A 20379-nucleotide genomic window follows, 5' to 3' on the forward strand; every position below is an offset into this window, starting at 1 on the left:
CTGTGTACGTCCGGCACCTCACGGTTGCCGACTTCCGCAGTTACACCGCCGCTGACCTCCCGCTCGAGCCCGGTGTCACCACGCTGGTCGGCCTGAACGGCCAGGGCAAGACCAACCTCGTCGAGGCCATCGGCTACCTCGCCACGCTGTCCAGCCACCGGGTGTCCACCGACCAGCCCCTGGTGCGGTTCGGTGCCGAGCAGGCGGTGATCCGCGGCGCCGTGATGCGGGGCGGCCGCGAGACGATGCTCGAGCTGGAGCTCAATCCGGGCCGGGCCAACCGGGCCAGGCTCGGCCGCTCCCCCGTGTCGCGGCCGCGCGAGGTGCTGGGCACGCTGCGCACGGTGCTCTTCGCCCCCGAGGACCTCGCCCTCGTCAAGGGCGACCCCTCGGAGCGCCGCCGCTTCCTCGACGACCTGCTCGTGGCCCGCCAGCCCCGCTGGGCCGGAGTGCGCAGCGACTACGACAAGATCCTCAAGCAACGCAACGCGTTGCTGAAGTCCGCGCAACCGTTGCTTCGCAAGGGATCCCGGCGCAGGCCGCCCTCGCGACCGAGCGACGAGCCAGTCGACGACGCTCGCGCCACCGCCTTGCACACCCTCGACATCTGGAACGACCACCTGGCCACGGTCGGGTCCCAGCTGCTCTACGCCCGGCTGCGGCTGCTGCGCGACCTGGGTCCCTATCTGGCCAAGGCCTACGACGAGGTGAGTGCCGGTCAGTCCGACGCACGGGTCTCCTACAAGAGCTCCCTTCGCGAGGCCGCCGCGGCGTCCCTGGCTGCCGGTGAGGTCCCCGAGATCGACGCGCTGCGGGCCGAGCTCCTCGGCACCCTCGAGGATTCGCGGGACAAGGAGGTCGAGCGGGGCATCTCGCTCGCCGGCCCGCATCGCGACGACCTCGTGCTGTCGCTCGGCGAGCTGCCGGCCAAGGGCTATGCCAGCCACGGTGAGAGCTGGTCGTTCGCGCTGGGACTCAAGCTCGCGGCATACCAGCTGTTGCGGCACGACCTCGGTGAGGACCCGGTCCTCATCCTCGACGACGTCTTCGCCGAGCTCGACACCGGCCGTCGCGAGCGGCTCGCGGCCATGGTCGCCGACTGCGAGCAGGTGCTCATCACCGCCGCGGTCGACGCCGACGTGCCGAAGAGCCTGGTGGGCCAGACCTTTGCGGTGAGCCTCGGGGAGGTGACCAGGCGTGAGTGACGAGACCCTGCCTGACCCGGGACCTGAGCCGGACGTCGAACCGGGCAGCGAACCGGCTCCCGGAGTCGAGCCGGACCCCGCTGCCCTCGTCGACGACGCAGCCGAGGCCGCGCTGTCGCGGGCCCGGGCGGCCGCGCGCGAGAAGGGCCTACGACCGGGCCTCAAGCCGATGCGGCGACGGCAGATCGGCGTGCAGTCGTCGGGATCGAAGCCCGACCGACGCGACCCGCTGCTGCTCGGCGACCAGATGGACCGGTTGATGGCGGACCGCGGGTGGAAGGTCGACGTGGCGGTCGGGTCGGTGATGGGCCGGTGGCCGGACATCGTCGGCCCGGAGGTCGCCCAGCACTGCACGCCCGTGACGTTCGAGTTCGGGATCCTCACGGTCCGGGCCGACTCGACCGCCTGGACCACGCAGCTCAAGCTCCTGGAGTTCTCGATCATGTCGCGGCTCGAGGGGGAGGTCGGCAAGGGCACCGTGACGGCGCTGAAGATCGTCGGCCCGAGCGCGCCGTCCTGGTCCAAGGGGTTTCGTCGCTCCACGGGACCCGGCCCGCGCGACACCTACGGCTGAGCCGGCCGCTCCCTAGGATCGACGCATGACGGCCGAGGCTGACCGAACGCTCACCCGCGCGCACTTCGACCACGTCGTGCGGGTCACGACCCGGTGGTCGGACAACGACATGTACGGCCACCTGAACAACGCCGTCTACTACGAGCTGTTCGACTCAGCGATCAACGGCTGGCTGATCACCGGCGGCGAGGCCGAGGTCGACGTGACGGCGCTGCCCGAGCTCGGCGTCGTCGCCGAGTCCGGCTGCCGCTTCTTCCGTGAGCTGGAGTACCCACGCCCGCTCGACGTCGCCGTCCGGGTGGAGCGCCTCGGACGCAGCAGCATCAGGTACAGCCTGGGCCTCTTCGACGCGCACTCCGACGAGCTCGCTGCCCTCGGACACTGGGTGCACGTCTACATCGACCGGGACTCGCGGGCCAGCGTCCCGATCCCGCCGGCCGTGCGGGCCCAGCTCGAGTCGGCAGTCGCCGCCCGCTGAGGTCACGAGGCCACCTCTGTCCCGAGGCAACCCTCGTCGCGCCCGGGGCTGACGGTGGGCCAGAAACGCCAGAATCGGGCGCTCAGGGGGCGGTCCGCGTATCCCCACCCGTGTGAGGGCACTTTTTTGTCCCAAATCCGCGTTCCCGGGCCTCCTGACGTGAGATCTGACAGTCCCGACAGGTAGACTCTGAGGTGAATTCGCGACCAGCTGGTCTCCAGTCTGGTCGCGTGCCATGAGCGGGTTCAGCGAGCACGTCGGGGACACCCCGTGTTCGCTGTGCCACCGGAGAAGGAGCACCGTGTCCGAGGCTGACCACACGCCAGACCAGAACGCCCCCGCAGACAGCACCACACCCAGCACCCCGGCAGCCAGCCCAGCACCCACCACGGAGAACCTCACCGCCGCCCAGGCCGAGGCCGCCCGCGAGGTGGCCGAGGCCGACCTCGCCGGCGCTGCTCCCGGGTCGGACTACGACGCCAGCCAGATCACGGTCCTCGAGGGTCTCGAGGCGGTCCGCAAGCGCCCGGGCATGTACATCGGGTCCACCGGCGAGCGCGGTCTGCACCACCTCGTCTGGGAGATCGTCGACAACTCCGTCGACGAGGCGCTCGCCGGCTTCGCCGACACCATCGACGTGACGCTCCTGGCCGACGGCGCGGTGCGCGTCGCCGACAACGGCCGCGGCATCCCCACCGACATCCACCCGGCCGAGGGCAAGTCCGCGGTCGAGCTCGTGCTCACCCAGCTGCACGCCGGCGGCAAGTTCGGTGGCGGCGGCTACAAGGTGTCCGGTGGCCTGCACGGCGTCGGCTCCTCCGTGGTCAACGCGCTCTCGACCCGGCTCGACGTCGAGGTGTTCCAGAAGGGCCACGTCTTCCGGGTCACCTTCGACCGCGGCGAGGCCGTCGCCCCCCTGGAGAAGATGGAGGCGTCCGACCGCACCGGCACCACCATCACCTACTGGGCCGACGGCGGCATCTTCGAGACGACCACCTACGACTTCGAGACGATCCGCGCCCGGATGCAGCAGATGGCGTTCCTCAACAAGGGGCTGCGGATCAACCTCACCGACGAGCGCGAACCGGAGCGCGCTGCCGACGACGACACGGACACCGTCGACGTCAGCGAGAAGAAGCAGCGCAAGGTCTCCTACAAGTACGACAACGGGCTCGTCGACTACGTCACCCACCTCGTGACCTCGAAGAAGTCCGAGCCGGTGCACGCCGAGATCATCTCGATCGAGTCCGAGGACAGCGAGCGCCAGCTCTCGCTCGAGCTGGCCATGCAGTGGACCACCTCCTACTCCGAGTCGGTGCACACCTACGCCAACACGATCAACACCCACGAGGGCGGCACCCACGAGGAGGGCTTCCGCGCGGCGATGACCAAGCTCATCAACGACTTCGCGCGCAAGCAGAACCTCCTCAAGGAGAAGGACGACAACCTCACCGGCGACGACATCCGCGAGGGCCTGACCGCCGTCGTGTCGGTCAAGCTGGGCGAGCCGCAGTTCGAGGGCCAGACCAAGACCAAGCTGGGCAACTCCGAGGTCAAGGGCTTCGTCCAGCGCGCCATGACCGACGAGTTCGGCCACTGGCTCGAGGCCCACCCGGTCGAGGGCAAGGACATCGTCCGCAAGTCCGTCCAGGCCGCGGCCGCCCGCATGGCCGCCCGCAAGGCGCGCGAGGCGACCCGGCGCAAGGGGCTGCTCGAGTCCGGTGGCCTGCCGGGCAAGCTGCGCGACTGCCAGAGCAAGGACCCGGCCATCTCTGAGGTCTTCATCGTCGAGGGTGACTCGGCCGGCGGCTCGGCCGTGCGAGGTCGCAACCCGCACAACCAGGCGATCCTGCCGATCCGCGGCAAGATCCTCAACGTCGAGAAGGCCCGCATCGACAAGGTGCTCGCCAACAACGAGGTCCAGGCGCTGATCTCGGCGTTCGGCACCGGCATCGGCGAGGACTTCGACAAGACCAAGGCGCGCTACCACAAGATCGTGCTGATGGCCGATGCCGACGTCGACGGCCTGCACATCCGCACCCTCCTGCTGACGCTGCTCTTCCGGTTCATGCGCCCGCTGATCGAGGAGGGCTACGTCTACCTCGCGCAGCCCCCGCTCTACCGCCTCAAGTGGAGCAACCACCCCCACGAGTTCGCCTACTCCGACCGTGAGCGCGACGCCATGGTCCAGGCCGGCCTCGCCCAGGGTTGGCGACTGCCGAAGGACGCCGGCATCCAGCGCTACAAGGGTCTGGGCGAGATGGACTACCAGGAGCTGTGGGAGACCACGATGGACCCCGACCACCGGGTGCTCCTCCAGGTCACCCTCGACGACGCGGCCGCCGCCGACGAGATCTTCGCGATCCTGATGGGCGAGGACGTCGAGTCCCGGCGTGGCTTCATCCAGCGCAACGCCCGCGACGTGCGTTTTCTCGACATCTGAGGATCAAGCGAGGAACGAGCGTTGACGAAGATGTCCCAAGAGACACAGCTGGACATCTAGGTATGCCGCCTGGTGAGGGTTCCACGTGAAACCCGCCGCACGGCATACCACCCGAAGTTTGAATGGCACGCTGTTGAATGGCATTGACGGACAAGGGAATTCATGACTGAGATACCGCCGATCGAGTACGACCGCACCGAAGCGGTCGACCTCAACACCGAGATGCAGCGCAGCTACATCGACTACGCGATGACGGTGATCGTGAGCCGGGCGCTGCCCGACGTGCGCGACGGCCTCAAGCCGGTGCACCGTCGCGTCGTCTACGCGATGTTCGACGGTGGCTACCGCCCCGACCGCGGCTACAACAAGTGCAGCCGCGTCGTCGGTGAGGTGATGGGTCAGTACCACCCGCACGGTGACTCCTCGATCTACGACGCCCTCGTCCGCCTCGTGCAGGACTGGTCGCTGCGCTACCCGCTCGTCGACGGCCAGGGCAACTTCGGCAGCCCGGGAGACGACCCGGCTGCCGCGCCGCGGTACACCGAGTGCCGGATGGCCCCCTTGGCCATGGAGATGGTGCGCGACATCGACCAGGACACGGTCGACTTCCGCGACAACTACGACGGCAAGACGCAGGAGCCGGTCGTCCTGCCGAGCCGGTTCCCCAACCTGCTCGTCAACGGCAGCTCCGGCATCGCGGTCGGCATGGCCACCAACATCCCGCCGCACAACCTGCGCGAGGTGGCCGACGCCGCGCAGTGGCTGCTCGCCCACCCGGACGCCACCCGTGACGAGACCTTCGACGCCGTGTTCGCGCGGATCACGGGCCCCGACTTCCCGACGGGTGCGCTCATCCTGGGTCGCAAGGGCATCGAGGAGGCCTACCGAACCGGCCGCGGCTCGGTCATCATGCGCGCGGTCGTCGAGGTCGAGGAGATCCAGGGCCGGCAGTGCCTCGTGGTCACCGAGCTGCCCTACCAGGTCAACCCCGACACCCTCGCCCAGAAGATCGCCGAGCTCATCAAGGACGGCCGCCTCTCGGGCATCGCCGACATCCGCGACGAGACCTCGGGTCGCACCGGCCAGCGCCTGGTGATCGTGCTCAAGCGCGACGCCGTGGCCAAGGTCGTGCTCAACAACCTCTACAAGCACACCCAGCTGCAGAACAACTTCGGCGCCAACATGCTCGCCCTGGTCGACGCGGTGCCGCGCACGCTGCCGATCGACGCCTTCATCCGGCACTGGGTCGAGCACCAGATCGAGGTCATCCAGCGCCGGACGGCGTTCCGGCTGCGCAAGGCCGAGGCCCAGATCCACGTGCTGCGCGGTCTGCTCAAGGCGCTCGACGCCCTCGACGAGGTCATCGCCCTCATCCGGCGCTCGCCCACCGTCGAGTCGGCCCGCGACGGCCTGATCGAGCTGCTGGGCATCGACGAGCTGCAGGCCCGCGCCATCCTCGAGATGCAGCTGCGGCGCCTGGCCGCCCTCGAGCGCCAGAAGATCATCGACGAGCACAACGAGCTCGAGGCGATGATCCTGGACTTCGAGGACATCCTCGCCAAGCCCGAGCGGCAGCGGAGCATCGTGTCCACCGAGCTGGGCGACATCGTCGACAAGTTCGGCGACGACCGACGCACCCGGATCGAGTTCTTCGACGGCGACATGTCGATGGAGGACCTCATCCCCGAGGAGGACGTGGTCGTCACCATCACCCGTGGCGGCTACGCCAAGCGCACCCGGGTCGACGCCTACCGCTCGCAGGGCCGGGGCGGCAAGGGCGTTCGCGGCGCCTCCCTGCGTGGCGACGACATGGTCGACCACTTCTTCACCACGACGTCACACCACTGGCTGCTCTTCTTCACCAACCTCGGCCGGGTCTACCGCGCCAAGGCCTACGAACTGCCCGACTCCGGGCGTGACGCCAAGGGCCAGCACGTCGCCAACCTTCTGGCGTTCCAGCCCGACGAGAAGATCGCCCAGGTCCTCGACGTGCGTGACTACGCCCAACAGCCCTACCTCGTGCTCGCCACCAAGAACGGCCTGGTCAAGAAGACCCGGCTCGGCGACTACGACTCGCCCCGCACCGGCGGCCTCATCGCCGTCAACCTCAAGGAGGGCGACGAGCTCGTGGCCGCGGACCTCGCGTCCCCGACCGACGACCTGCTGCTGGTCTCGCGCAAGGCGCAGTCGGTCCGCTTCCACGCGACCGACGCCCAGCTGCGGCCGATGGGTCGCGCGACGAGTGGTGTGACGGGCATGCGGTTCCGCGGCGACGACTCGCTGCTGTCGCTGAGCGTCATCCACGAGGGTGAGGACCCCGACGTGTTCGTGGTCTTCGAGAACGGCATGGCCAAGCGCTCGCCGGCCTCGGACTGGAACGCCAAGGGCCGTGGTGGCCTCGGTGTCGCCGTCGCCAAGATCACCGAGCGCAACGGCGACCTCGTCGGGGCCCTCACGGTGAGCGAGGACGACGAGGTCCTGGTCATCATGGGCAAGGGCAACATCGTGCGTATGCCGGTCAGCCCGGTCACGCGGCGCGGCCGCAACACCCAGGGCATGAAGTTCGCCAACCCCGGCACCGGTGACTCGGTCGTCGCGCTGGCGAGAAACCCCGAGCGGGCGGTGGACGAGGTCGACGCGGGTGACGTGCGTGATGCAGTTGTTGCGTCCGACGCGACCAGTGAAGACGCCTCAGCGGGCGTTGATGCCGTACCGTCGTCTGGAAACGAGCAGGTTGCCGGGGGTGCCGAGCAGGCGTCCGAGGCACCTGAGAGCGACGCCAGTGGAGGTAGCGAGTGAGCACGGCAGGCCAGACCAGCAGGTCGGCCCTCCCCCAGGGAGGTTCCGCCCCCACTGTGAGCACGGGCCAGGCGGGCTCGACCCCGGGCGCCTCACGTCCGACCGGTGCTCCGGGTCGTCCCACCGGCGGCCAGTCCGCTGCCGCGGCCGCCCGCGCCCGTCGGGTCAAGCTCACGGTCTCGCGCGTCGACCCCTGGTCGGCGATGAAGATGTCGTTCCTCATCTCGGTCGCCCTGGGCATCGCCGGCGTCGTGATGGTGGCGGTGCTGTGGATGATCCTGTCCGGCATGGGCGTCTTCAGTGAGGTCAACCGCCTGGTCGGCACGATCATCAGTGACTCGGAGAACCCGTTCGACATCATGGACTTCCTCGGCTTCGGCCGGGTGCTGTCCCTGTCGATCGTCATCGGGGTCATCGACGTCATCCTGCTGACCGCCCTGTCGACCCTCGGCGCGTTCCTCTACAACATCTGCTCGGCCCTGGTCGGCGGCCTCCAGCTCACCCTGACCGACGACTGAACCGGCCCCGAAACCCGGCCCCACGGCATACCGGAAACCGCCCGCTGACCTGCACAGGTCGGCGGGCGGTAACCGTTTTGGTTGTGCGGATGTCGGTGCTGTAACCTCGTGCCTCGCGCCACCTCCCGTGGCGCAGCGGAGATTGGGCTCACGGGCCTATAGCTCAGACGGTTAGAGCGCTTCCCTGATAAGGAAGAGGCCACAGGTTCAAGTCCTGTTAGGCCCACCAATCCCGATCCCCGCGGTTGCTCAGCGAGGGAAGGCGACGGCCCATGAAGAAGCTCCTGCTCCTCATCGTGACGGCCATCGGCGCCACGGCAATCCAGCGGAAGCTCAAGGCCCAACAGGCCGAGAAGGACCTCTGGGCCGAGGCGACGGACTCCCCGAAGTAGGCAACCAAACCCGGTGACCGGGCCGGCCTCGTGCCGGACCGTGATCCGACGGGGCCATGGCGCAATTGGTAGCGCACCTGCTTTGCAAGCAGGGGGTTAGGGGTTCGAGTCCCCTTGGCTCCACCACTGTGATCTCTCAGGAGATCCCGGACAGGCCGGACCCAGGATTTTGGTCCGGCTTTCTGGTTCTTGGTTTGGGGCCGGGTGGTCTGCCGAGGGGCTGGTAGTTCCTGGTTGGGTCGAGGGTGAGCTCGCGGAGCCGTTCTCCGGTTGCGGCGTTGATGATCCGGACGTGGAGTCCGTCGACGAGTTTGAGGACCTGGGTGCCGGCGTGTTCGGCACCGACGCCGATGTGGTGCAGCGGGTGGGTGACGATGCCACGTATTGCCGCTTCACGGACTCACGAATCTCCGCAGCAATCAACTGTGCTTCCTTCATCAAGGTCACGATGCGTGCGTGGTGATCCCAATGTGCGGACCACAGTTCCGGACCCGCCAGTGCTGCAAACTCCAGGCGGGTTGGCTCGGCCCGGGCCTCGAAGGCGCTCAAGCGCTCCGGTCTGATTTCAAGCCCTGCGACGCCTCTGGTGGCCGGAGATCGCTTCGCGGGGCCAAACATCCACTCTCGCCAATCTTTGTTTCCCTTGGACTGATTGCACTTCCCACACGCGGGGACGAGGTTATGACTCGCTGATGTAGCCCGTTGGCTGCTTCCCCAGGACGAGGGGACGAAGGTGGTCCCATTCCGTGTGCGGATCGCCGCAGTACGCGCAGTGAACTCCATCCGTCATCTCCAAGATCGAAAGGGCCTTGCTCACCTCGTTCACGGTTGGCACGACCACAGGGATGATCGAGTTGATGAAGGAGTTGGTGGTACTCGAGGTTCGGCCTGTGATCGGCACCGCCTTCGGCATGAACTGCGAAAGCACGTCCCCAACGACGGTCTGCACGCGTGCAGACCGTCGTTGGTCGATGGGCCACCCCCCCGAGATCTCTGATCCGCCCGGTGTTCCCAGGACGTCCCTTGCTGAACACGGCCCTCTCAGATACTAAGGCGCTGGGTCCGCCGACGAGGCCGTCTGCGGGCGGTGATGGCCGGCCGTCCTCGGCCCCACACCCCAGCTAGCCATGGGCTATTTCGACACATTCCCGTGCACGCGCCCAAAACCTGTCATACCGTGCATTGCGTTGGTCTCGCGATGAGACGGCGCCTCCCGAAACGCGACCGGTGATCTTCCAAACGGTCAAGGGAGCCGGGGGCAGGGGTAGTAAGAGTTGTGCGCGCTGCCATGGGGTAGCAGACCGCAAGATCAGGATCGAGGAACCAGGGTGGATCAAGGCGACTGGTCTGAGTACGACCGCTGGAATGAGGCACTGACGGCCCAGTTCTTCGGAGGTGATCAGGCGGACCTCCCGGCATACATCGATGTCGACTCTTCCTTCATTGAGGACTGCGCCAAAGGGATGGGTCTTCCAGCCAAGGGAGCAACCGACGCATTGGTGGCCTCGGTTCGCCCAACCCTGGGGCTGGCTAATGGCGAGTCAGTGCTATCGCAGCACGTCCTTCGGTACAACCGCTGGCGACGACAGTCCCTGCGCTCTGCTGGGCCCCGGGGCAAACGGTTGGCCCAGGAACTCACCCCGCCGCCCGTCGTTGCGCTCCTCACGACGTTGGTGATTGCTGCAGAGAAGATGGGCTCCGATGGCAGCCTTGCCGCTCATGCTTACTACCCTCGACTCGGCCAGCTCTTCAGCTTGGATGCCAAGGACACAAGGCGGCTTGTTACGAAGTTTCCTATCACGGAGTCATTCTGGCGAGGCTTAAACGAGTACCTCGAAGCACGCGAGGGCCGTCACGGCCTGCCGACTGCCTATGCACTTGGTCATCGTTATGTCGGCATACCCCAGTCTCAGGCACTGGTCCGGGCAACTGATCGTGGCCGCCTGCCCAACTTCTTTAGGCAGTTCGGACTGGCGCCAGGTTCCGAGCTGATCGCCGCGGACCTGGAGAGGCTGCTGGACGTTTGGATCCGGCAGTCGCCGACACCAGTCACGGCGAACCTTCGGAAGTTGTGGGAGGGCAACAAAGCACGCGAACGTATTGCGGGAGTCGTTGCGGTCGAACTTGCGCATTGGGACGGCACGGCGCGCGACGCATCCGACGGAGCCGTCAAGGGGTCTGGCGAGGTCCAACTAACCGCACTGATGCGCCAGCAGTTCGGGTCGCGCAGTCTGGAACTGTCGTTCGCGGCCCGGCTACCGACCCCTATGCCGGTCGGCTCCCTCCGAATCAAATCCGCGGAGGGGGCGCCATTCATCGGAGTCATCCCCGCCGCCGGCGCCCGCCTCCGCCCCACCCCCGGAAGCAGGTTGGACCCAAGTTCCCTTGTTGGGGCCGTCCTGACCTTTGAGGAGCCCGGCTCTGGCCAGACCATAACCAGGCGGCCGAGACGAGTCGTCCCCCTTAGGAAGGATGAGCTGCTGGGCATCCTCGTGGAGGTCGACCGCGTTCAGCTGGCCGACGACGCATTGGTGCTCGTCAAGGACGACAAGACGCTAGTCGCCGATGTCCTCGATGTGATTGCGAAATACGGACATCACGGCACCGTGTATAGATCCTCGGCCGACTCGGAACAACCGGCCCTGACCGGACTGCCCGAAGGTTGGGCCCTAGTCGACGACGTGCAGCTCTACGCCATACCCCAAGGTGTGCAGCGACTGGACCTCCACGCTCTTGTTCCACTGACAACGGCGCAATTGAACATGGCTGGCGGCCTGAAGATGCCCGGACGGATCCGCAAATGGTCGAGCTTGCACCCACCCGAGATCCGGGCGGTAGTCGCTGACGCTGAGGAAATGTCCATCACGCTCACGGAACTCCGCGACGACCGTGTGCAGCGTGGCTCGTGGACAGACGCGGTGTCGGCCATGGTTGTGCCACTTGCCGACTTGGGTCTGACCGATGGGGATTACGAGGTCGAACTCGCCGTTAACGGCAGCGCGATCGCGCTCAGCACATTGCGCCTGCGATCGGCTGACACGCCCGACGCAGTCAGTTGGGAGACGTGTGCTCGCCTCAATTACGAGATCGACCGCAATGATGCCGGCCCGTTGTCCGCGGTAGAAGCTGGAGAAGACAGCACCATCATCGTTGACGGCCTGAACACCATTGGAGAGCGTGCTGGCATCCTGGCCACCGTCCCAGCGCGCGACGGCGCAGGCTGGAGCATTCGCCGGTCGTCGTCATCCGCCGCGCCGGTGGTGGTGCTCGGCGTTGCCGACCCCAAGTCGTGCATTGTCACTGGAGCGCACTATCTGGAACTCCCCACCTTCTACGGGGGCAAAGTTAGGGGACAGATACTCGGGGTGTGCAAGACATGCGGCCTCAAGAAGTCGCTTCCCGCGACACCCCGATGGAAGAAGCCCGGAACCCAGACCCAGGACGCTCCGACGATCCACTTCTCCCAGTTGCCCAGCCACACAGAGCTCGGTGCGACGTGGGACGAGTGCATGGATGCCCTGGTCCACGTCGGGGGAGGCAGCATCGGCTCATTTGAGAGGGTGGCGACCCAAGCGGAGGGGTCGAGCCTGTTCGTTGACGGGTTCCTTCGCACCCTTGAGACCTTGGGCCAGATCGACGTGCGTCGAGACTCAGGGCTACAGCCACGAGACTGGGAAGCGAACCCCGCCTACCTGGCGGAGACTTTGCAGTCGGGGTTTGTCCTGGCGGGGGTGTGGTCGTCGGGCTCTCGAGGTGCACTCGGGAAGGGACTGTTGGACCGAGGGGGTGAGCTAGTTCCCGAGAGAAAGGACGACCAACTCACCAGCTGGTTCGCCCGGGGGGTCGACGCGGACACGTTGACGGACCTAGTGAACGAGCTCGGCGTCGAGGCGTACGTGGTTTCCGATGCCGTCAGACGAATGATGGCTGCACTGCCTCCGTTGAGCGAGGTGGAGGAAGGGCTGACGGAGATCCCCATTCCTGACTACACCAAGGCAGCGATCTTCAATGTCCACGACGCCGCCTGGAGGCCGGTACCGGGAGTGGGCGTCCCCGGCGCTTACCGCTTGGAGCAGTCGTTCCGCACCACAACCCTTTGGGTCGATCACCGAGGAGCGCTGGATCGCTGTGCCCGCATTGGCAGCATTCAGCTCGTGAAGCATCTGGCCGCGCGCGCGTCTAAGACACCGTTGCTTGGCTACCTCGAGCGTCAGTCCATGCTGCTCGTCCCGCTCGGCGCTGACCTGCCGGGACTCTACGGACGCGTCGCGTCGTTGTGTTCAGGCCGAGCGCCCGTCATCTCCATCAAGACGCGCTCCATCGGCTACCGAGACGTCCCCCGCTGGGTCGCTGACGACCTCAACTCCTTGCTCGCCTCCTGAACTGAGGTTTCATGAAGACCACCCCGCTCACCCTTCGTGAGGACTTGGCATCCGCCTACCTTCGCTACGTTGACACCGCCTTCTGGCTTCGCAACGAACAGCTCATGCGAGAGCGCCGTCAGGTCCTGCAGTCCAGGGACATGCTGCTCAGCGAGTGCCTCCTCGAGCCGGTGCTGCCTTATCCTCCGACGGATGATCTCCTAGACACGACCCGGCAGGCTGGGATCTCTGACGAGACGGCGCTGATTGTCGGGAAGGCCCTCTTCGGATCCTTCCTCAAGCCAGGCGAGACCATCAGGTTGCGCGAGCACCAAGCCAACGCTGTCCTGCACCATTTCAAGCCCGGGGCTCACGACGGTCGGAACGTTGTGATCACCTCGGGAACGGGCTCGGGCAAGACGGAAGGGTTCCTCTTGCCGACCCTCCTGCGTCTCACCGAGGAAGCTCAAGCGTGGGAGCCTCAGGCCGCGCCAGATCTGTGGTGGCGGGGGAAGCCGGATCCCTCTAAATGGCGGCCGATGCGCGCTCCTGAAAATCGGCAGGCAGCAGTTCGAACCCTGATCCTGTACCCCACGAACGCGCTGGTCGAGGACCAGATGACCAGGCTGAGGCGCGCGGTGCGTCGGATTGGCGACGAGCTACCCTCACGCCCCCTGTGGTTTGGCCGCTACACGGGCGTGAGCCTAGGAAGTACGAAGCGCCCTCAAGCAGGTGGCCTCGCCTTCGAGGACGTGCTTAGCCAGCTCAGGGACCAGACCGACGAGTTCTCACGGCTGCGCGGCGAGAGAACGATCACCGAGGAGGACCTCGCACAGTTCCCCGATCTAACTGCCCACGAGCTCCTAGTGCGCTGGGAGATGGTCGAAACTCCACCTGACGTCCTCGTGACCAACTACTCGATGCTAAACGCGATGTTGATGCGCCACCACGAGGAGGCTGTCTTCGAGAAGACACAAGCTTGGCTTGCGAGTTCCACCGCCAATGTCTTCACCCTCGTGGTCGATGAACTCCACCTGTACCGCGGCACGCAGGGCAGCGAGGTCGCGATGGTGGTGCGCAACCTCTTGGGAAGGCTTGATCTCGCGCCCGACTCGCCCCAGCTTCGAGTAATCGCCACAAGCGCCTCGCTCTCCGAGGACTCAGGCGGGCTGAGCTATCTGGAACAGTTCTTTGGCTGCGACCGCTCAAGCTTCTTCGTGACCGCAGGCAGGCCCCTGGCGCTCCCGCCCCTGCGAACCCTTGACCGTGACAACTCGGTGCGGCGGTCGGGTCTGCCCGCGTCAGGACCTCTCTCACAAGCCGTGGCCGCTGCTTGTGTGGACCCGGACACCGGACGTGCCCGAGCCACTGAGGCTCCGGTGGTCGCACAGCGTCTCTTTGGGTGCGTCGACGAGAACCTTGAAGGACTGGCGGGAGTCCTTGCGGAACTAGCCGAATCCGAGAAGACGCACGCCGGTGTGCCCATACGTGCGCATCAGTTCGTTCGCACAATGCGCGGCCTCTGGGCGTGTAGCAACCGAGAGTGCAGTGGCGTGGAAGCCTCTGCTCAACAGGGTCGCACGGTGGGCAAGGTTTTCGGCATCCCGACATTGGCGTGCGACGCCTGTGGGTCACGAGTCCTTGAACTGCTGTACTGCTACTCCTGTGGTGACGTCAGCCTCGGCGGATTTGTCGTGGACCGGGCCAATCCCAACGCCGGGGAGGGAGACGGCGTCGTCATCGGTTCAGCAAATGTGGGTGTGGTCAGCGCGGAGGCGCCTCCCGTGTTCCGGCGGTTGCATGGGGACTACGTCTGGTTCTGGCCAGGGGACAGACCAATCGAAGCGGATCCGTCCTGGACGAAGACGATCCCAGAAATCAAGAAGACGGTCGCCTTCTCGTTTGCTCCGGCACGACTGGACCCCGCGGTCGGCCTGATCAGTCCGACGCTCGGTGATGGGAACGGGTGGGTTCTGAGAGTGGACTCTCCAGTCCAAGACGGCCCAGTCAAGATACCTGCGCTGCCGGATCGATGCCCCCGCTGCGACAGCGAAGGTTGGAACCCAGGCGGGAAGTTCTTCTCCGGCACCGTTCGTAGCCCTATCCGTGCCCACACTTCGGGGGCGTCACAGTCCACCCAGCTGTACCTATCTCAACTGGTAAGGAGCATGGGTGAGACGGCGGCCGAGAGCCGGACGATCGTGTTCACGGACAGCCGGGACGACGCTGCTCGCACAGCGGCAGGCGTCGGCCTCAATCACTACCGAGACGTGATCCGGCAGGTGACCCAGCAGATCCTCGCTGAGGGGCCGATGGACATGGGGGAGCTCGTTCCGAGGGCCGCGCGTATGGAGCCTCTCGACGCCGCCGAGCAGCTGGCGTTCGAGGACTTCAAGGTGCGCTATCCCGAGGCGACACAACTGATGGCCAAGGCAGTCTTTGTGCCGCTGAATACGAGCGAGCAGTCCGTCGTCGAGGAAGCGCTCGGCGCAGCCAAAGGGAACTCGCGCGTTCAGTGGGGTGAGTTGAGGCAATCACTTGTAGGGCGGCTGGTCTCTCTGGGAATTCCGCCAGCGGGCTCCGGCCCTTCGGCGGCCAAGAACCAAGATGAAAGCCCATGGTGGGAGGCGTTCGCCCCGCCGAGGCCCGGGCTATGGACCCCCCTTCCGGCAGGTGTCCGGGAACCCCAGGCAGCTATGCACCGAGAGCGGCTCGCGACGGCCCTTGCGACCGCGCTATTTGGTCGAGCTGGCCGGGATCTTGAGGCCATGGGAATCGCCTACTTCGCCAGCGGACGCAAGCCCACAACGCGAGGCCCCCTGAGTAGCGAGGGCCTCGATGGTCAGGTGCTCAGCTCGGTCATCAGGATCCTCGGCATACGTCGCCGCTGGGTCGGAAGCGACGCCAACCCAGCCGCTTCGCCACCGCCGGCTGTGAAGGGCTACCTCAAGGCAGTTGCGGAGTCGCATGCAGTCGACACAGGCGAACTGCAGGAATGGGTTTCGACCGAGCTGGTCAAAGCCGGCCTCGTCCAAGACTGGCTTCTTGACCTGAAGTCGCTGGCAGTCCCCCTCGTGCTCGTTCCCTGCAGCATGGAGGAGTTCGTATGCGAAGTGTGTAGCTTCTCCCACGGTCACGGTTCGGCTGGCGTGTGCGCGAACCATGGCTGCTACCGACCTAAGCTAGCCGCGCGAGCGAGGCGCGATGATGACCTCGAGACCGACTATTACGGCTGGCTTGCCAGGCAGCTGCCCCGACGCATGGCGACCGCTGAGCTCACCGGACAGACCAAACCGCTAAGTGAGCAGCGTCGACGTGCGCGGGTCTTCAAGGAGGTACTCCTCCCGAACCCGATTGAAAACGACCTGACGGTTCCCTTGGACGTTCTCAGCGTCACCACGACGATGGAGGTCGGCGTCGACATTGGCTCGCTCCGATCGACCCTAATGGCCAACATGCCGCCGCAACGGTTCAACTACCAACAGCGCGTGGGTCGAGTCGGTCGCGCGGGGCAGGTGTTCTCGTATGCCGTCACGGTATGTCGGGACCGGACGCATGATGACGACTACTACGCCAACCCGCAAAGGATGACGGGCGACGACCCACCGCAGCCGTTCCTCGACCTGCAGCGTCCTAGGATCGTGCGCCGAGTTGTTGCGGCGGAACTGCTCCGGCGCGCATTCCTAGCGCTCGCAGACTCACCTCAATGGACCCGCAGCAGCATCCACGGAACATTCGGCGCAACGAATGACTGGCCGGCTTATCGATCCGAGGTCGACGGGTGGATGCGCGGGAGCGGAAACGTCGGCTCGACGGTGGGGCGGTTCTGCGCCTACACGGGGCTGGACCAGAAGCAGCGCGACGAGATCGTTTCGTGGGCAGCCAACGGAGTACTCATTCATGAAGTCGACGATGCGATACAGCGTGATGGTGGGGCTACGGCTGAACTCAGCGAACTCCTTGCGACGTACGGAGTCCTCCCGATGTTCGGCTTCCCGACACGCGTGCGGAGACTAGTCAGGAAGCGTCCCAAGGCACTCAGTGAGCTCGACACGGTGTCTGTGTCCGACAGGCCCCTCGATCAGGCTGTCTCCATGTTCGCCCCCGGTGCGAGGGTCGTTCGTGATGGTGCTCTCCACACCGTCGCCGGCTTCGCTGACTGGACGCCTACATGGAAGGGAATGGCCCCGGTCGATCCGATCGGTCCGGAGGTACGAATCGGTGCCTGCGACGCCTGCGGTGCGACCTTCGTCGAGCCAACCACGGAAATCTGTCAGATCTGTACCGCAACCTTGCGGCTTATCCCCATGCACCAACCGTCGGGCTTCCGGACCACGTACCGGCAAGAAGACTTCGACGACGAGAACGACGAGTCGCCCAGCGCTGGCGCGCCCTCCATCTCCGTGAGTGGGCCGCCCGACCGCGAGCTAACCATCGACGGAGCCACGCTCTTGTCGTACGACCAGGCGCAACTGGTACAGATCAACGACAACAACGGCGCGCTCTTCCCCGTCGCCAGAGATGGTGATGGCAGCTACCTCGTCACCGACCCGTCCCTTTTCCCGGACGTCAAGGGCTGGCCTCCGAACCTCACGCCGCTCAAGGAGATCGCGATCGGCGAACTACGAACTACAGACGTCCTGACGGTGGGACTTCAGAACCCAAATCTGCCGGGTGGTCTGGTGCCGTACTCGCCAAAGGTGCTGCCGGCAGGCATGGCTGCCTATTGGTCCCTGGCGGAGGTCCTGCGTCGAAGCGCCAAGCGCCTCCTTGACATCGACCCGCAGGAGCTCGAGTTCGGTCTCTACCCGACGAGTCAAGGGTCGATGACGGTGTTCATCGCTGATGCCCTCGACAATGGCGCGGGGTACGCGGCGGAACTTGGCAGCGAGGGCAACTTCAGAGAGCTGCTTAGCACCACCCGAGGGGCGTTGGAGCGGGATTGGAACGAGAAGGTTCACTCAGCCTGCGCCTCCTCCTGTCTCGACTGCCTCCGCTCTTATGACAACCGCCGGCTCCATGGAGCTCTCGACTGGAGGCTCGCCCTGGACATGCTGGACCTCCTTGCAGGTGACGACCTCGCCGCATCTCGGTGGTTCGACCTTGGGCTCGAGACCGCGCGAGGGATTGCCTCTACGCGCCTAATGAGCCTCGAGGCGGGGCAGACAGACGGTGGGGTGCCGTACCTCGCGCATAGAGACCAAGGCAAAGCCGTGCTGCTGGGCCACCCGCTCTGGCAGCGCAACGAGGACTACGCCGTTGACGAACAGATCGTCGCCATCGACGAACTCGCGGACTCGCGTGGCTCGAAGGGAACCACGCAGAGTGACGTATTCGAAGCGCTCCGGAGGCCCCTCTCCCTGCTGAGGTGGCTCATGTGACGTCCCTGGCCTGGCCGGAACCGGGTGGCGAGCCGCTAAATCAGATCTCGCCTTCGGCTTTCAGCGTCCTCCTGACATGTCCGAAACGTCTGGCGTTTCAACGAGATCCGCGGACCAAGGACTGGGTCGCTCGATCCACTCGGACAGCCCTGGGACGGGTGGCTCACCGACTCACTGAACTGGTTGCGCGTGGCGCCGCGCCCCCACCTCCCGATCGGAAGGCGTGGCTGGAGGCGCAGTGGGAAGCCTTGGTCCAGCAAGAGAACCTCCTCATTGAGCAAGCCTGGCCCGACCGACAGGTGCCCGCTCCGAAGGACTGGCCAGGCTACGTCGCAACGCGAGTTCGTCTGATCCGACGGCTCGCCGACCTCCCAGCGGAGAGGGTTGGCCCGCCGGCGCGTGGGAACGCCCGAAAGTCGACAGGGAAGGCCGCGCTGCCTTGGGTTGAGCGGTACCTCGAAGACAAACCCACTCGGCTATGCGGAGCTCCTGATCGCGTCGAGATCCGGGACGGGAGGATCCGGGTTGTCGACCTCAAGTCGGGCGTGGGCCAAGCAGGGGTTTCTGAAGACCAACAGCGCCAGCTGCTGATCTACGCGCATTTGGTCCTGACGGCCTATGGCAGCCCCCCGAATGACGTCGTTATTCAGGATGTGCGAGGACGCGAGGAAAAGAGAGAGGTCGAGCGCGGCCAGGTTGAGCAGACCGTTGTCCAGGCCAACGAGGCGATCGACTCCTTCAACGAGATGCTCGATACCGGACACGTCGATGCGCGCCCTAGTCCTGAGACCTGTATGTGGTGCCCCTTTCGCGTCGTGTGCGCGGACTACTGGAAGAGCCGCAACGACGCCTGGCCGCGCCTTGACGTCCGCGGTGTTGTAGTTGAAGCGGTCGGACGAGACAGCGTTCGACTGGAGCTTTCCAGTGAGCTGTCGGGCTCGACGTCGTTCCGGCTCTTGCTGACTCCGGGGGTTCAGGCCGAACTGGGCGACGAAGTAGTCGCTGTCGACCTCGAGCGGGCGGGACCCGCGACGGGGCGCATGCGCTGGAACTCACGCATACGGTCCCGTGGGCAGATCCAGCCGTGCGGCTCCGTCCATTTCCCAGGGCGTGAAGATAGCCGCCGCCCCTCCACCGCCGGTGGCTGACGACTCGCGGGCATCAGCCGGCCGGTCATTGACTGCTGGACTGGCGTGTCGGAGATCAGGACACCGCGTCGCGGCGCCACGGCCTGGGGGCGCCTCTGGCGCGTCGTGCTAGGCCGTCACCTCATAGTGCTTCCGCCAGTTGCAGATCACACGAGCCGCCGACGTCATTGCGCCCTTATAGCCCAAGAACCTTATCTATGGCGGCTGACGCCTGAACCTCAGTCAGTGCACCGGTGCTTGCCATTCGCTTGATCTCTTGAAGTCGATCGACGACGTCGGACTGGGACCTGGCCGCCTGTTGACGGAACGCTGAGCCGAGTCGCTGAAAGTGTGGCTGCATAACGAATGCGCGGATGATGTCCATGGCGGGGTCCACCTCCTTGGCCCCGGGATTGGGAGGCACGACCAACGGGATGACGTGTTCGGGCCACGTCGCGGCATGGACTTGAAGAGCTTGTAGCGGCAGGACCCATGCGTCACCGTCGAACTTGAGGGCGGCGAGGACCTGCTGATGTTCTACAGGATCCACGTGCACGATCCCAGGGAGCAGTGGGTGGAGGAAGAGTGTCTCCTCCATCTTGCGCTCAGTCGTGCCGTCTTCCCTTCGACCGCGGACGTTTTGAATGATGAACTGGTAACTGCGCTGCTTGGAGAACGATGACTTCACCGACCAGCGGTACTTGGCAGCATCACGCAGACCTGCGACGTCGTCGCCGTCAGCGTCATGACCTTGCGGAAGGGTCAGGATGCCCGCCGAAAAGGCGGCCAGAGCGATACCCCACTCGACCAGAGCCCCGATGATGAATCGGTTAGCGCGACTGGACGGGTTGAAGTTCTCAACAGCGATATGCAGCAGCCATTGGAGTTCTTGGGCGAGCTGTTGGTCGGCGGCAAATGCCTGCCTCAGCTGCGCGAAGTCCGAGGGTGAACCGCCGAGTGCTGTTGGGTGGCCAGGATGGTCTCGGCCGACAGCCAGCTCGACCGGCATGCTCGGGATGCTGATGTCGATCGGCAGGGGCGGGTCGTCAGACACCCTCGCACCCTAACTACCTGTGTCCTCTATGTCCTCGAAACAACCGA

Annotated in this window: 12 protein-coding genes, 2 tRNA genes and 1 pseudogene; 13 read left to right on the plus strand and 2 right to left on the minus strand. The window is 65.7% G+C overall.

The window, feature by feature from the left end; translation table 11 throughout:
• Positions 1-2: 2 nt before the first annotated feature.
• From recF to AC1DVZ_RS08605, 9 genes are all read left to right on the plus strand, one after another.
• The gene (recF, locus tag AC1DVZ_RS08565) at positions 3-1205 is read left to right on the plus strand and encodes a DNA replication/repair protein RecF (RefSeq protein ID WP_477617762.1); all 1203 of its coding nucleotides are present in this window, start codon (positions 3-5) and stop codon (positions 1203-1205) included.
• Entirely contained in the window at positions 1198-1779 is a 582-nt protein-coding gene (locus AC1DVZ_RS08570) for a DciA family protein (RefSeq protein WP_477617763.1), read from the plus strand. The genes recF and AC1DVZ_RS08570 overlap by 8 nt, the downstream gene beginning before the upstream one ends.
• A 25-nt stretch (positions 1780-1804) precedes the next feature.
• On the plus strand, positions 1805-2257 hold the full coding sequence (locus AC1DVZ_RS08575; protein WP_477617764.1) for an acyl-CoA thioesterase: 453 nt from the start codon (positions 1805-1807) through the stop codon (positions 2255-2257).
• Between the two features lie 430 nt (positions 2258-2687).
• Positions 2688-4700, plus strand: coding sequence for a DNA topoisomerase (ATP-hydrolyzing) subunit B (gyrB, locus tag AC1DVZ_RS08580; protein ID WP_477617800.1), 2013 nt, complete (start codon positions 2688-2690; stop codon positions 4698-4700).
• A 162-nt stretch (positions 4701-4862) separates the two neighbouring features.
• Entirely contained in the window at positions 4863-7499 is a 2637-nt protein-coding gene (gene gyrA, locus AC1DVZ_RS08585; protein WP_477617765.1) for a DNA gyrase subunit A, read from the plus strand.
• 56 nt (positions 7500-7555) lie between these two features.
• Positions 7556-8017, plus strand: coding sequence for a DUF3566 domain-containing protein (locus AC1DVZ_RS08590; RefSeq protein WP_477617766.1), 462 nt, complete (start codon positions 7556-7558; stop codon positions 8015-8017).
• A 152-nt stretch (positions 8018-8169) separates the two neighbouring features.
• Positions 8170-8246, plus strand: a tRNA-Ile gene (locus AC1DVZ_RS08595).
• 43 nt (positions 8247-8289) lie between these two features.
• Positions 8290-8409 carry a DLW-39 family protein gene (locus AC1DVZ_RS08600; RefSeq protein WP_241668311.1) on the plus strand — a complete coding sequence of 40 codons (120 nt, stop codon included), beginning with the start codon at positions 8290-8292 and terminating at the stop codon, positions 8407-8409.
• Between the two features lie 50 nt (positions 8410-8459).
• Positions 8460-8535, plus strand: a tRNA-Ala gene (locus tag AC1DVZ_RS08605).
• 10 nt (positions 8536-8545) lie between these two features.
• On the opposite strand, the pseudogene AC1DVZ_RS08610 reads toward AC1DVZ_RS08605, so the two are convergent.
• A pseudogene (locus AC1DVZ_RS08610) lies at positions 8546-8770 on the minus strand (hypothetical protein); the annotation flags it as partial.
• On the opposite strand from AC1DVZ_RS08610, the gene AC1DVZ_RS08615 reads away from it, so the two are divergent.
• The 4 genes from AC1DVZ_RS08615 (at position 8702) to AC1DVZ_RS08630 (ending at position 19299) form a co-directional block, all read left to right on the plus strand.
• Positions 8702-8872, plus strand: a complete 171-nt coding sequence (locus AC1DVZ_RS08615; protein ID WP_477617767.1) for a hypothetical protein — start codon at positions 8702-8704, stop codon at positions 8870-8872. The pseudogene AC1DVZ_RS08610 and the gene AC1DVZ_RS08615 sit on opposite strands and share 69 nt — an antisense overlap.
• Positions 8873-9737: 865 nt before the next feature.
• A complete protein-coding gene (locus tag AC1DVZ_RS08620; RefSeq protein WP_477617768.1) occupies positions 9738-12791 on the plus strand; it encodes a hypothetical protein in 3054 nt (1017 codons plus the stop codon).
• 11 nt (positions 12792-12802) lie between these two features.
• On the plus strand, positions 12803-18151 hold the full coding sequence (locus AC1DVZ_RS08625) for a DEAD/DEAH box helicase (RefSeq protein WP_477617769.1): 5349 nt from the start codon (positions 12803-12805) through the stop codon (positions 18149-18151).
• The gene (locus AC1DVZ_RS08630; protein WP_477617770.1) at positions 18148-19299 is read left to right on the plus strand and encodes a PD-(D/E)XK nuclease family protein; all 1152 of its coding nucleotides are present in this window, start codon (positions 18148-18150) and stop codon (positions 19297-19299) included. The genes AC1DVZ_RS08625 and AC1DVZ_RS08630 overlap by 4 nt, the downstream gene beginning before the upstream one ends.
• 175 nt (positions 19300-19474) lie before the next feature.
• Here the strand turns inward: AC1DVZ_RS08630 and AC1DVZ_RS08635 are convergent, their stop codons facing one another.
• Entirely contained in the window at positions 19475-20332 is an 858-nt protein-coding gene (locus AC1DVZ_RS08635; RefSeq protein WP_477617771.1) for a hypothetical protein, read from the minus strand.
• Between the last annotated feature and the right edge of the window lie 47 nt (positions 20333-20379).

It is taken from the genome of Pedococcus sp. P2_E5 (genome assembly GCF_056403895.1).

What these genes read in the sequence shown, in the direction of transcription:
- AC1DVZ_RS08575 (WP_477617764.1), top strand. Translation starts at nt 1,805, where the DNA reads ATGACGGCCGAGGCTGACCGAACGCTCACCCGCGCGCACTTCGACCAC.
- gyrA (WP_477617765.1), top strand. Translation starts at nt 4,863, where the DNA reads ATGACTGAGATACCGCCGATCGAGTACGACCGCACCGAAGCGGTCGAC.
- AC1DVZ_RS08600 (WP_241668311.1), top strand. Translation starts at nt 8,290, where the DNA reads ATGAAGAAGCTCCTGCTCCTCATCGTGACGGCCATCGGCGCCACGGCA.
- AC1DVZ_RS08625 (WP_477617769.1), top strand. Translation starts at nt 12,803, where the DNA reads ATGAAGACCACCCCGCTCACCCTTCGTGAGGACTTGGCATCCGCCTAC.